The 12903-nt window shown below is 64.2% G+C and carries 14 protein-coding genes and 1 pseudogene; 6 read left to right on the forward strand and 9 right to left on the reverse strand.

From position 1 onward, the window contains the following. Window positions 1-4: 4 nt before the first annotated feature. Entirely contained in the window at window positions 5-1369 is a 1365-nt protein-coding gene (locus AiwAL_RS11290; RefSeq protein ID WP_235704667.1) for a cytosine permease, read from the forward strand. On the opposite strand, the gene AiwAL_RS11295 is transcribed toward AiwAL_RS11290, so the two are convergent. After that, complete coding sequence (locus tag AiwAL_RS11295; RefSeq protein ID WP_235704668.1) at window positions 1338-1823, reverse strand: DUF4188 domain-containing protein; 486 nt, start codon at window positions 1821-1823, stop codon at window positions 1338-1340. The genes AiwAL_RS11290 and AiwAL_RS11295 overlap by 32 nt on opposite strands. A gap of 68 nt (window positions 1824-1891) precedes the next feature. On the opposite strand from AiwAL_RS11295, the gene AiwAL_RS11300 reads away from it, so the two are divergent. Then, window positions 1892-2449 (forward strand): TetR/AcrR family transcriptional regulator, encoded by a 558-nt coding sequence (locus tag AiwAL_RS11300; RefSeq protein ID WP_262312712.1) that lies wholly within the window; start codon window positions 1892-1894, stop codon window positions 2447-2449. Here AiwAL_RS11300 and AiwAL_RS11305 read toward each other — a convergent pair. After that, window positions 2437-3219, reverse strand: coding sequence for a class II aldolase/adducin family protein (locus AiwAL_RS11305; RefSeq protein WP_235704671.1), 783 nt, complete (start codon window positions 3217-3219; stop codon window positions 2437-2439). The genes AiwAL_RS11300 and AiwAL_RS11305 overlap by 13 nt on opposite strands. Before the next feature lie 172 nt (window positions 3220-3391). On the opposite strand from AiwAL_RS11305, the gene AiwAL_RS11310 reads away from it, so the two are divergent. The 3 genes and pseudogenes from AiwAL_RS11310 to AiwAL_RS20395 all read left to right on the forward strand — a co-directional run bounded on the left by AiwAL_RS11310 (window position 3392) and on the right by AiwAL_RS20395 (window position 4528). After that, window positions 3392-3742 (forward strand): cupin domain-containing protein, encoded by a 351-nt coding sequence (locus tag AiwAL_RS11310; RefSeq protein ID WP_235704672.1) that lies wholly within the window; start codon window positions 3392-3394, stop codon window positions 3740-3742. A 40-nt stretch (window positions 3743-3782) separates the two neighbouring features. Continuing rightward, window positions 3783-3962 (forward strand): annotated as a pseudogene (locus AiwAL_RS20390) (GNAT family N-acetyltransferase; N-acetyltransferase); the annotation flags it as partial. Between the two features lie 140 nt (window positions 3963-4102). Beyond that, a complete protein-coding gene (locus tag AiwAL_RS20395; RefSeq protein WP_408851563.1) occupies window positions 4103-4528 on the forward strand; it encodes a GFA family protein in 426 nt (141 codons plus the stop codon). 111 nt (window positions 4529-4639) lie between these two features. Here AiwAL_RS20395 and AiwAL_RS11320 read toward each other — a convergent pair whose 3' ends face one another. Next, window positions 4640-5014, reverse strand: coding sequence for a hypothetical protein (locus AiwAL_RS11320; protein ID WP_235704674.1), 375 nt, complete (start codon window positions 5012-5014; stop codon window positions 4640-4642). A gap of 68 nt (window positions 5015-5082) precedes the next feature. Next, window positions 5083-6072: an EF-P lysine aminoacylase EpmA gene (gene epmA, locus AiwAL_RS11325; RefSeq protein WP_262312714.1), complete on the reverse strand. Its 990-nt coding sequence runs from the start codon at window positions 6070-6072 to the stop codon at window positions 5083-5085. A 186-nt stretch (window positions 6073-6258) separates the two neighbouring features. On the opposite strand from epmA, the gene AiwAL_RS11330 reads away from it, so the two are divergent. After that, window positions 6259-7224 (forward strand): lysine-2,3-aminomutase-like protein, encoded by a 966-nt coding sequence (locus tag AiwAL_RS11330; RefSeq protein WP_235704676.1) that lies wholly within the window; start codon window positions 6259-6261, stop codon window positions 7222-7224. 595 nt (window positions 7225-7819) lie between these two features. Here the strand turns inward: AiwAL_RS11330 and AiwAL_RS11335 are convergent. The 5 genes from AiwAL_RS11335 to AiwAL_RS11355 all read right to left on the reverse strand — a co-directional run bounded on the left by AiwAL_RS11335 (window position 7820) and on the right by AiwAL_RS11355 (window position 12858). Then, window positions 7820-8290 (reverse strand): Spy/CpxP family protein refolding chaperone, encoded by a 471-nt coding sequence (locus AiwAL_RS11335; RefSeq protein ID WP_262312715.1) that lies wholly within the window; start codon window positions 8288-8290, stop codon window positions 7820-7822. A 331-nt stretch (window positions 8291-8621) separates the two neighbouring features. Further along, window positions 8622-8795, reverse strand: a complete 174-nt coding sequence (locus AiwAL_RS11340) for a hypothetical protein (protein ID WP_235704679.1) — start codon at window positions 8793-8795, stop codon at window positions 8622-8624. Between the two features lie 58 nt (window positions 8796-8853). Next, window positions 8854-10224, reverse strand: coding sequence for a glycolate oxidase subunit GlcF (gene glcF / locus AiwAL_RS11345; protein WP_235704681.1), 1371 nt, complete (start codon window positions 10222-10224; stop codon window positions 8854-8856). A 19-nt stretch (window positions 10225-10243) separates the two neighbouring features. After that, window positions 10244-11422, reverse strand: a complete 1179-nt coding sequence (locus tag AiwAL_RS11350; RefSeq protein ID WP_235704682.1) for an FAD-binding protein — start codon at window positions 11420-11422, stop codon at window positions 10244-10246. Then, window positions 11419-12858 (reverse strand): FAD-linked oxidase C-terminal domain-containing protein, encoded by a 1440-nt coding sequence (locus tag AiwAL_RS11355; protein WP_235704683.1) that lies wholly within the window; start codon window positions 12856-12858, stop codon window positions 11419-11421. Before AiwAL_RS11355 ends, AiwAL_RS11350 begins: the two co-directional genes overlap by 4 nt. Window positions 12859-12903: the final 45 nt, after the last annotated feature.

Genomic DNA, 12903 nt, shown 5'->3' on the forward strand with positions numbered 1-12903 from the left:
AACAATGGCCGAAGCCGCGCCTCTGACAATCGAGACCAAGGGGATCGCCCCGGTGACGGTGGCGGAGTCGCATGGCAGGCCACGCGCCCTGTTCGGGTTGTGGATGGCGGCGAATGTCGAATTCGCGACGATCACCACCGGCGCGCTGGCGACCGGCGCGTTCGGCCTTTCGGCGAGCGATGCGATCGCGGCGATCATTCTGGGCAACGTGATCGGTGCCGTGCTGCTCGCGGTGTTCTCGACGCTTGGGGTGGAATACGGCTTGCCGCAGATGATCCAGGGTGCGGCCTGGTTCGGCCGGCGCGGCAACAAGCTGCCGTCGTTCCTGAATTTTTTCGGCGGGTTTTCCTGGTTCGGGGTGAACACCATCATCGGTGGCTATGCCCTGCAATACATGCTCGGCACCAGCCTGATCGGCAATATCGTGGTGCTGTGCGTGGTTCAGGTCGCGATCGCCACGGTCGGGCACGACCTGATCCATGCGGCGGAGCGATATTTCTTCTATCTCCTGGTCGCGATTTTCCTGGTGCTCAGCGTGATCGCCGCCGGCCATATCGGCCATCTGCCGGCGGCGAACCCCAAGCTTTTGAAAAATGTCGGCGGCAGGTCGGGTGCGTTCATCCTGACCACCTCGATCGTGGTGGCCTATGTGCTGGGCTGGATTCCCTATTCGTCGGATTACACGCGCTATCTCAACCATCAGGGCGAGGCGGCGGCGACCAAGCGCGCGGTGTTCGCCAACGCGTTCTGGGGCACGCTGATTTCCTGCATCTGGATGGAGGTGCTGGGTGCTGTCATCGGCGCGACCGTGACGTTGAGCAAGCCGTCCGACCTGTTCACCGCCTGGATGCCGCACTGGTTTCATGCGCCGCTGATCATCGCCATCGTGATCGGCACGGTGAGCGCGAATATCCTGAACATCTATTCGGCGACCTTGTCGTCGCTGGCACTGGGGATCAGGCTGAAACAGTCGCAGGCAGCGCTGATCTGCGGCGGGATCGGCACGGTGATCTCGGTGCTGGCGGCCACCAATTTCATCAAGAATTACGAGGATTTTTTGTTTTTCCTCGGCTACTGGACCGCGCCCTGGGTGGTGGTGATGCTGCTCGGCCATGCCACGCGGCGCCATTCGCGGCTCGGCGCGGTGAGTGCCGGGTTCGTCGCCTGGATCGTCGGGATCGCGGCGAGCGTGCCGTTCTTCAACCAGTATCCGCTGTTCGTCGGCGCCTTCGCCGCGACCCATCCCGGCTTCGGCGATATTTCGTTCCTCATCTCGGCGGTGGTGGCCGGCGTGGTCTATCTGGCGCTGACCACCTCGGACGAGACCGCCGCGCGGTTCAATCGGCCGCACGAGGCGATGCGGGTGTGATATCGGCGTCGAGCCGTTTGCGCGCGGTGGCGAAGCCGCCCGCGCGGTCGCGATGCGGGGCGAAGGTGGCGAAGCCGATCGGCTTCGGCACGCCGAGATAGATCGCCTCCATGCCGCCGGATTTGCGGTAGGTTTCGTGCCAGAAGGCGGTGCCGCGCGGATTGCCGAGGAAATCCGACCACCAGGTTTTATGCGGATCGGCACGGGTGAAGCGCTCCAGCGATTCGAAATCGCGCCAGTACTGGCGGATGCCGACATGGTCGATCTGCCAGAGGAAATTTTCGTGGTGAAGCAGGCCGTCCGGCTTGTCGCGGGCGAGGGCAGCGAGCGGCCGGCCGAAGCCGAGCAGGGTGCGGATGCCGGCGAGCCGGGTGATCTTCATGCCGAGATAGACCACGGTGAGATCGGGATAGGCGGTGAGATCGACGGCGACGGGTTGCATGCTGGGCGGCATGGTGGCATCTCCATGTTGACGACGTAAACATAGGGCCAAAGTTAACAATGTCAACATCAAAAGCGCTCATGCCGTATCATCATGGTGATTTGCGCAATTCCCTGATCGAGGCAGGGATGTCGCTGCTGCGCGGCGGCGGGGTCGCGGCGCTGACCTTGCGGGGGGCCGCGCGCGCGGCGGGGGTGTCGGCGACGGCGACCTATCGGCATTTCGCCGATAAGGAGGCGCTGCTGGCCGCGATCGCGGCGGAGGGTTTCAGCCGGTTTGGCGCCGCCCTCGCGGCGGCGGACCAAGCCGGTGAGGGGGTTGCGGCGCTGCGGGCGCAGGGTGTGGCTTATGTGGAATTCGCGGTCGCCGAGCCGGCCTTGTTCCGGCTGATGTTCGGCGCGGCGAAGCCATGCGGGGACGACACGCTGAGCGAGGCGGCCAGGGCGGCGTTCGGCATTCTGGCGTCACGGGTTGCGGCGCTGGCCGGTGAGGCGGATGCGGAGACGGTGACGCTGGCGGCATGGTCGATCGTTCATGGGCTGGCCTGCCTGATCGTCGATGGTCAGATTACCGCCGCCGACCCCGCCGAACTCGCGGCGCGGATCGGCGAACGGTTGAGGATCGGTCAGCTTCGGTAGTCGGTGGGGCCGTCCTCGACCAGGCGAAGCGCGGATTGCCACGCCATTTCGTAATGCGCCATGCGCATCGCCTCGTCCATGCGGAACTGGGCGGCGGTGTGTTCGCAGACCTCGCGCGGCGGGATGACCAATTTGGCGCCGCCCGACAGCGCCGCGACCTGGGCCTGGCAGGCGCGTTCGAGGAAATAAATCTCGTGGAACGCTTCCTGGATTGTCCGCCCGCCGACCAGCAGCCCATGGTTGCGCAGGATCATCGCCTTGTTCTGGCCGAGATCGGACACGATGCGTTCGCGTTCGTCGAGATCGAGCGCGATGCCCTCATAGCCGTGATAGGACAGGCAGCCGTAGAATTTCATCGCGTGCTGGCTGATCGGCAGCAGCCCCTGTTCCTGCGCCGCGACGGCGATGCCGGCCGAGGTGTGGGTGTGGACGACGCACATCAGGTCGGGGCGGGCCATGTGGATCGCCGAATGGATGGTGAAGCCGGCCTGATTGACGGTTTTGCCGGTCTGCGCTGGGGTTTCGACGCGATTGCCGGCGAGGTCGATTTTCACCAGGTCGGAGGCGCGCATTTCGTGGAACATCACGCCGTAATCGTTGATCAGGAAATGGTGGTCCGGGCCGGGCAGGCGCGCGCTGATATGGGTGTAGATGAAATCGGTCATGCGGAAATGCGCGACCAGCCGGTAGAGGGCGGCGAGGTCGCAGCGGATCTGCCATTCGGCGGCATCGATGCCCGGCGGCGGGGCGATTTTGGTGGTGACGTTCATGGTCCGGTCCTCCTATTTTATCCGATGCTCGGACCGATTGCCGTTTGCGTCAAGCATCGGGCCGGGAGTTATGCCGGTTTCGGGCGGTGACGTTCGGACATGTTGCGGATCGGCAGCCTTGTTCGTATGATTTTCCGAATGCCGCCGAATGCGGGTGCGGGGAACCGGAGCAATGGCAGCCATCAACCTGGAAGCAAAACTGGCTCTGTTTTCCGAGCTTTGGTCGCCGAAGATCGTCAACTCGTTCAACGGCCATGACGTCATGGTGGTCAAGCTCAAGGGCGAGTTCGTCTGGCATTCCCACCCGGATACCGATGATTTCTTCCTGGTCCTGAAGGGAAATCTGACCATCAGGCTCCGGGATGACGATGTGCATCTTGGGCCTGGCGATCTTTATGTCGTGCCGAAAGGGGTCGAGCATTGTCCGGTCGCCAGGGATGAGGTTCATCTGTTGCTGATCGAGCCGGCCGGGACGCCGAACACCGGCGATGCGGCAACCGCGGTCGCGAAGGAAACGATCTGATGTCGCGGCTATGCCGGGTTTTCCGTGATTGGGGGACGGGATGAGCAAAAGCGGCCACGTTCTCCACACCGGCCGTCTGATCTTGCGCGACTGGCGGGACTCGGATCGGGAAGCGTTCGCGGCGATGAGCGCCGATCCCGACGTAATGGAGGATTTTGGCGGCCCTTTGAACCGCACCGAAAGCGATGCGAAGTTCGACCGCTATGCCAGCGCCTTCGAACAACACGGCTTCTGCCGATCCAGGACCACGCAGGTTCCGGTCGCTGCTTTCAAACCGACAGTGACCCTATGCGCGATAAGGTTGCTGCGCCGGCCGATATCCTCTTTAATTTGCGCGGAAATACATGAAGGCGGGGCAAAATGGCGACATTCGTTACCGGGCGATGCTTCTGCGGAGCGGTCCGGTTCCAATCCGAAAAAAGGCCAGTCGCCGTGCGCGCCTGTTGGTGCAGGGATTGCCAATACCTGTCCTCGGGCAATGCGTCGATCAACGCGATATTCAAAACCGAGGCCTTCGAAATCACCGGCGAGGTCAGCGAATACGTCAGCAGGGCAGATAGCGGCAATGTCATGCGCCGGCGTTTTTGCCCCAGATGCGGGACGCCATTGTTCAGCGAGTCGCTATCCCGGCCGAACCTGATCGTGGTCCGAGTCGGTGCGTTGGACGACCCGGAGATCGGGCGGCCGGAGAATTTTATCTGGACGGCATCTTCGCCTTCCTGGGGCTTTGTCGATTCAGAACTTCCGAACTGTGACGGCCAGCCCGCGGCCATCCCCCGGCATTAGGATTCCCAATCAGGGGCGGTTCTCCCGCCAATGCGAGGAGGAAGCAAACCAGTCTTTCCGATCACTGGATTGCTTCGCCTTCGGTTCGCAATGACGGCCTGGGGGGCAGGATCAGCAGTCGTTGCCGCGCAGCATGAAGGACTGCACGATGTTGTTCTTCAGCGCGAAGGTGGTGGTGCAGCTGCTGGTATAGGCCGTGGCGGGGAAACCGCCATCGCCATAGAACGGGCCGTAGAATCCGCCGACCGGATAGAAGAACGGGCCCATGCCGTACGAGCCGGACGAATAGTGGAAATGCCGGTGAACATAGGCGAAATAGGTGACGCCGGCGACGTCGATGCGCCGGTTCGGCACGCCGAGCCCGGCGACCAGGGCGGATTCCGGCCGCCCGACATAGGCGGACATCCGTTCGGACAGGCTCGGCCCGGTCGCACACCCGGCAAGCGCCGCGGCGGCGAGCGGGGCTGTCAGGATCAGCTTACGCATGATCGGCTCCCGAGTTCTGGTCTTTCGACCGTTGCCGTATTGTATTATGGGACTGTATCCCCCGTGTGTCAGAGCCATAACACATCCGTGATCCGGTTGGCAGAGCCGGCGATCATGGCGAGGCGGTCGAAGCCGAGTGCGATGCCGGCGCAAGGCGGGAGATCGGCGACGGCGGCAAGAAAATCCTCGTCGAGCGGCCAGTCCTCGCGGGTGTTCATTGCATGGCGGCGGGCGCGATCAGCCTCGAACCGGGCGCGCTGTTCGGCCGGATCGGTGAGTTCGGCGAAGGCGTTGGCGAGTTCGATGCCGCAGACATAGAGCTCGAAGCGCTCGGCGACGCGCGGATCGCTGGCATTCCTGCGCGCGAGCGCCGCCAGAGGCGCCGGCCAATGTGTGATGAAGGTGGGATTTTTTCGCCCGAGATGCGGCTCGATCCGGCCGAGCATGAGGCGGAAGAACAGATCCTCCCAGGTTTCGCCGGCACGGAGCGGGGTACGGGACTCGGCGGCGAGGGTTTCGGCATCGCCGATGCTGGCGAGCACGTCGATGCCGAGATGGCGACGGAAGGCTTCGGCGACGGTGAGGATTTCGATGTCGGCGAGGCTGGTGGTGATGCCGCGACAGGTGACTTCGGGCGGCAGTACGGCGCGGAGGAAAGCGATGGTTTCATCGATCAGGTCAGGGAGCGTGGCGCCAATTCGATACCATTCGAGGAGCGAAAATTCGGCGGCGTGGGTGTCCGACCCCTCGCCGTTGCGCCAGACGCGGGCGAGCTGGAAGATGTTGCCGGTGCCGCCGGCGAGGAGCTTCTTCATCGCGAATTCGGGTGAGGTGTGCAGCCAGAGTTTTTCTCCGGTGCCGTCGGGGAAGATGCGGGTGGTTTCGAAAGCGGAAAGATGAACTTCCTCGCCGGGCGCCGGGACCGCGTAGGGGGTTTCGACTTCCAGATAGTCGCGCGCGGTGAAAAAGGCGCGGGTCGCCTCCCTGAGCAGCGCGCGGCGGCGGAGATGCGGCAGGCGGGCGGCGAGGCGGTCGGGCGCCCATGCTTGTGCGGTCATGCCGGTTTGGATAGCACTCAGTGGGACGATTCTGAAATTCCTACCCGATTGCTGCGGCAATTTTTAGGAATTTCAGAATCAAAGACCACACTGGAAAGTTTTGATTTTCCTAGTGTTCTATCGTTTCGGGAATTCGTAGAACGCTATGGGCAATGCAAACGAATTTCCGAAACGGAACACTAGGCCATGACAGCGCGCACCCTTCGCACCCCGGATGAGTTGATCGCGGCCGGTTTCGCGCCGGAAGCGGCGCGTGCCGGGCTGGAACGGGTCGCGGCGCGCTATGCGACGTCGATCCCCCCTGCCCTCGCCGCCTTGATCGAGCGGCCGGACGATCCGGTCGGACGGCAATTCATCCCCGATCCGGCGGAACTGGTGGTCGCGGCTCATGAGAGCGCCGATCCGATCGGCGACGATGCGCTGTCGCCGATCAAGGGGGTGGTGCATCGCTATCCCGACCGGGCGTTGCTGAAGCCCACCCTCGCCTGCCCGGTCTATTGCCGATTCTGCTTTCGCCGCGAGCATGTCGGGCCGGATGGCGGGGTGTTGACCGCGGCGGAACTGGATGCGGCGATCGGCTGGATCGCGGATCATACGGGGATCAGCGAGGTGATTTTGACCGGCGGCGACCCGCTTATTCTCTCCGCAAGGCGGGTGCGTTCGGTCCTGGACCGGCTTTCGGCGATTCCGCATGTGAAGCGGCTGCGCATCCATACCCGCGTGCCGGTGGCCGCACCCGAATTCGTCACCCAGGCGCTGGCCGACGCGCTGGATGTGGCGACGCCGCTGTTCGTGGTGATCCATGCCAATCATGCGCGCGAATTCACCGATGCGTCGCGGGCGGCACTCGACCTGCTGCGGCGCGGCGGGGTGCCGCTGCTCGGCCAGTCGGTGCTGCTGCGCGGGGTGAACGATTCCGTTCCGGCGCTGCGGGACCTGTTCGAGGCGATGTTGGCGGCGCGGGTGAAGCCGTATTATCTGCACCAGCTCGACCCGGCGCCGGGGACGGCGCGGTTCCATGTGCCGATCGCCGAAGGCCGCGCGCTGCTCGCGGCGCTGCGCGGGACGATTTCGGGAACCGCCCTGCCCGCCTATATCCTGGATGCGCCGACCGGCAAGATGGTGCTGGAGCCGAGTCCGGTCGCCGGTTAGAGTATCCGTTGTGGTCAAGCGTGATTAGGCTGCCACTTGTTGCGACCTGCCTTGAGCAAGGCATCGGCGAGGATGCTGGACTGGCCGTCCGACTTGCGCGCCCGTCGCGGCCACGCTCTAACCGGCCTCTCGGTGTGGATTATACGATGCGCCTCGATGTATATGGGAGCGATCTCCGGGCTACACGGCGCCCGGACCAAAAAGCTGTCCGTACGGACGTTGTGCTGGGGCAATGTACGCGCTGGGCGTAACATCAATCGTCCGCGTCGACTTTTCGTCGTAGGCCATGATGGATCAGTCGGTTGCGTACATCGCAGGTTTGATCAGGGAACGCCTAGATAGAAACTGATCCCAGGCGGCGGTTGAGGTGGCCCATACACGACTGGCGGCTGCGCGTAATAGCCGTTTTGTCCATATTGTCCATAATATCCCGCCATTGGCCGGGGTCGCCGAAAATGCCGAAAGCGCTCCGGCGGATGATAATAACCCGGCTGACCCCAGGGTTGCCGCCGCCCGTGTTGATCGGCTGCTGCCGGGTTCATGGCCAGCACGAGAACGATCCCGATTGCCGGGCCGAGTGTGATCCAGTTTTTCATCACTGAGTCTTTCTGGCGCCGCTAGCAACGGCGACCCGATTTTCGAACAACTCATCGGCGGTTTTTTTCTGTGTGTGGGATAACACTCCGTAGAGTTTCGTGAAAGCCGGGATCAACTTGTTGAGGGCAGCCAGATGCGCCCGCGTGAACTCGCGGTAAGATTTTAGGATTTCAACCGCGGTCATGGTTTCGGCATTCCGTGAACGCTGTTTATAAAGCGTTTCCATCTGCGTCGCATTCTGACGCATGACTGAGGCAAGCGCGTCCCATTGCGAGCGCTGTGCGGAGGTAATTTTAAGTTCAGTCCGCAATTTGTTGATATGCGCCTTGATTTCCGACGCAGGGCTGGTTGTGGCGGCTGACGATGCAGCGGGCGCTGTACTCTGCGTACTCTGCGCGAAAGCAGGAGACAGGCCGGCGATCAGCAGTCCAGCACTCAGCACCGTGGCTGAGATGAAACGCGGCATCATGGTCAAACTCCAATGTTTGAATAACAGTCCTCCAAAAACCGCAGATGTCAAGCAATATATGGGCTCTCAGAATGAGAGTATTACATCAGCGTCATTAATATTCAATGTATAATAGCAATTTCTATACATCGGCCCGCTGTGTTGCCCGTTGCCGACAATACTTCAAAAGCAACCAGAGACGAATAGATGCACGCGTTACCGACAGCTTTGGGTCATGATGGGTCGGTCTGGCCCAGCCGGCCAAGCGACGCCTTTGGCTCGAGAACGGAATGTCAAGCTTGCCCGCGACTGAAACTTTTCCAATGTGCTGCGGCGCAATTTCACTCCCGTTTCACTTTTCATCTTCTTTTGCGGCCACGCGATTCCGTTTCCCGATCGCCGCGCCGGATGATTCAGCCACTTCCCGCCCGATCAGCGTCAGCCATGGCGGCGTCCGGCGCGCATTCAGCGTCGACCACAGCGAATCCTTCGGCCGATGACGCTTCAGCGGACCCGTCGCCACCATGGACGGAATTTACCGCCGAATTCTTTCGGTTGAGTAAATATTCAGGTTCGAATGACGGTCAGACCCAGCCCGGTTCACCGTCCGTTTCCAGCTCGGGGTGCGGCTGAGTCGCGGCGATCGCCGCCTCGGCGGGCAGTTGCGCCGGTCTTGGCCCGCCGGCCATCCAGTCCAGCAACTCAACGGTATGGATGGTCGAAAGACCAGCTCCGCCAAGCTGCGTGAGGCAGCCAATATTGCCGGCGGCGATCGCATGCGGCTTCAAGGGCTTGATCGTCTCCAGCTTGCGCGCGCGCAACTGCCCCGCGATGTCCGGCTGCAGGATGTTGTAGGTGCCCGCCGACCCGCAGCACAGATGCGCATCGCGCGGTTCGGCCACGGTGAAGCCAGCGCGCTTGAGCAGAATTTTCGGCGCATCGGTGATTTTCTGGCCGTGCTGGAGCGAGCAGGCGGCATGATAGGCGAGGGTGATCGGCTGTTCCGGCGGCCGGCTCGGCTGATAGTCGAGCCGGAGCAGAAGCTCCGAAATATCCACCGCGAGCGAAGCGATCCGCGCCGCGCGCTCCGCCTCCGGCGTGTCGCGAAGCAGAAATCCGTAATCCTTCAGCACCGTGCCGCAGCCCGAGGTGTCGGTGACGATCGCGTCCAGCCCGTCCGTGTCGATTTCCCGGCTCCAGGCCGCCACGTTCGCCCGCGCGAAATCGAGCGCCGCCGCGTGCTTGCCAAGATGGTGGGTCAGCGCGCCGCAACATCCCGCGCCCCTGGCGACCACCACCTCGACCCCCATGCGGGTCAGCAGACGGATCGTGGCGTCATGAATGCCGGGGTCGAGCACCTGTTGCGCGCAGCCGGCGAGCAGCGCCACCCGTGCGCGCCGCGTGCCCTGCGGGGGAAACACGCCTTGCCGCTCGGTCGCGCCCCGCCCCGGCAGCGCGCCGGGAGCCAGATCGAGCATCGCGCGCAGCCGTTGCGCGAACAGCGTTTCGCCGCCGATCAACCCGCCGGCGAAGCGGGCCAGCCGTGCGCCGCGCAGCGCCGCCCGCAGCCGCGCGGGATAGGGCAGAATCGCCGCCAGCAGCGCGCGCAGCGCCCGGTCGTGGCGCGGCCGCTGATAGGTTTCCTCCACCCTGACCCGCGCATAATCGATCAGATGCATGTAATCGACGCCGGACGGGCAGGTGGTCATGCAGGCAAGGCAGGAGAGGCAGCGGTCGAGATGGAACGCCACCGGCTCGCTCGCCGGCGCTCCGGTCTCCAGCATGTCCTTGATGAGATAAATCCGCCCGCGCGGGCTGTCGTCCTCGTCGCCGACGACCACGAAACTCGGGCAGGTCGCGGTGCAGAAGCCGCAATGCACGCAGGAGCGCAGAATCCGGTCGGCAATGGCGATGTCCGGGGCGGCGAGCTGTTCGGCGGTGAAACTGGTTTGCATGAGAACCTAAATCTTCTCTTCAGGCGGCGAACAGCCGGCCGGGGTTAAGAATCCCGGCGGGGTCGAACGAAGCGACCACGCGCCTTCGGATCGCCGCGAGCGCCTCGGGCTCCGGCGGTGCCACGTCCACACTGCGGCGCAACGGCTCCGGCGCGCGCATCAGCCACCAGGTGCCCTTGGCGCGCCGCGCGGCGGCCATCACGGCCGCGTGGGCCTCCACCGTCGCCGGCCCGGTCAGAAACACCAGCCCGCCGCCCCAGTCGAGATAGCCGAACATCCCCGCGTCCTGCGCCTTCCGCAGAACCGACGGGCCGTAGGAAGGCTGTACCGAAACCCGCCAGATCGCGTCCGCCGGCTGCACCGGCAGCGCCTCGCCGTCGCGCACCGCGCGCCACAGCGTGCGGCTCGCTTCGGTGGCCAGTTTCTCGACAATGCCGAACCGGTGCAGCAACGCGCACAGCCGGTCGAGCCGATAGGTCACCGACTCGGCGAAATCCTCGATCCTGGCGATTGTCACCGGGCGCTCGAATCCCAGCGCCATCGCCGCCTCCTGCGGCAGATAGGCCGCGCCCGAAACCGAATAGGGCGACCCCAGCGCCGCCGAGAGCGCCTCGACCGCGTCGTGCGGGTCCAGTCCCCGCAGCAGCACGGTGCCGGTGGCTTCCGGCGCGGGCAGCACTTTCAGCGTCACCTCGGTCATCACCCCGAGCGTGCCGTAGGAACCGGCGAACAGCTTGCACAGATCGAGCCCGGTCACATTCTTCAGCACCCGGCCACCCGAACGGATGAGTTCGCCGCGCCCGGTCACCGCGCGTATCCCCAGCACGTGGTCGCGCATCGCCCCCCAGGCGACGCGGCGCGGCCCGGACAGATTGGTCGCGACGATGCCGCCCACCGTCTGCGCCCTGGCATCGAGAAAGCCGTAATGCGGCGGCTCGGCGATCAGATGCTGCCCGGCCTCGGCGAGCTTCGCTTCGAGCGCCGCGAGCGTCGTCCCCGCGCGCACCGTCACGATCAGCTCCTTCGGTGCATGGAGCGGAATGCCGGAAAAATTCCGCGTACTCAGCGTGTCGGCGACCTGGATCGGGCGCAGAAAACCGGATTTCGAGCCGAGGCCCTCGATCGCGAGCGGTTCGCGTGCGGCCGCCGCCGCGCGGATCGCCACGGCAAATCCCTCCTCCTCGTCGGGCGCGATCATGCGGCCCGAGGGATCGTATCGGAGAGCGGAAACACTTTCGCGGTATTGAGCAGCCAGTCCGGGTCGAACGCGGTCTTGATCCGGCGCTGCTGGTCAAGCTCGGTGTCGGTGAACTGGACGCCCATCAGGTCGCGCTTTTCCACGCCGACGCCGTGCTCGCCGGTCAGGCACCCGCCCACCTCGACGCAGAGACGCAGGATATCCGCGCCGAACGCCTCGGCTTTGTGCATGCTGTCCGCGTTATTGGCGTCGAACATGATCAGCGGGTGCAGATTGCCGTCGCCGGCATGGAAAATATTGGCGACCTGCAATCCGTATTGCGCGCTCATCTCGCCGATCCGGTGCAACACGCGCGGCAGGGTGCTGGTGGGGATGGTGCCGTCCATGCACAGATAATCCGGGCTGATCCGCCCGATCGCGCCGAACGCGCCCTTGCGCCCCTTCCAGATCGCCGCCGATTCCTCGTCCGATTGCGACACTTTCAGGCTGATCGGGTCGAATTGCGCGCAAATCTCCTTGATCCGGCCCAGCAGCGCGTCCTGCTCGGCAACCGACCCCTCCACCTCGATGATCAGCATCGCCTCGGCATCGAGCGGATAGCCGGCATGGGCGAAGGCCTCGCAGGCATGAATCGCCGGCCGGTCCATGAATTCCAGCGCCACCGGAATGATCCCCGAGCCGATGATCGCATCGACGCAGGCGCCCGCGACCTCGTTGGCGCGGAACGCGGCGAGCATCGCGCGCGTGCCTTCCGGCGCGCGCAGAATCCGCACGATGATTTCGGTGGCGATGCCGAGCTGGCCTTCGCTGCCGATCGCGAGGCCGAGCCAGTCATAGCCGGCGGTATCCAGATGGGTGCCGCCGAGCTTGACGATCTCGCCCTCGATGGTCACCAGGGTGATGCCGAGCACGTTGTTCGCGGTCACGCCGTATTTCAGGCAGTGCGCGCCGCCCGAATTCATCCCGATATTGCCGCCGATCATGCAGGCGAGCTGGCTCGACGGATCGGGCGCATAGAAAAATCCGTCCGCTTCCACCGCCTTGGTGATGCCGAGATTGGTCACCCCGGCCTGCACCACGGCATATCGGTCGCCGTAATTCGCCTCCAGAATGCGGTTCATCCGCATCATGCCGACCACCACGGCATCGGCGAGCGGCAGCGCCCCGCCCGACAGCGAGGTGCCCGCGCCGCGCGGCACCACGCGCACGCCGTTCTGGTGGCAGAAGCGCAGCACCGCGGCCACCTGTTCGGTCGTCTCGGGCAGCACCACGGCAAACGGCATCTGCCGATAGGAGGACAGCCCATCGGTCTCGTAGGGTTTCAGCCTGGCGGGATCGGTGATCACGCCGCGCGCCGGCAGAATCGCGCGCAGCCCCTCATACACGGCATCGCGCCGGTCCAGCACGTCCTGTTTTGGTGCGGGCAGGTCGATCAAGACTGGCTCCCCCAATCGTTATGAGGGAATATAACACCGCCAGCG

Source organism: Acidiphilium sp. AL (genome assembly GCF_025499445.1).
Lineage (GTDB): Bacteria > Pseudomonadota > Alphaproteobacteria > Acetobacterales > Acetobacteraceae > Acidiphilium > Acidiphilium iwatense.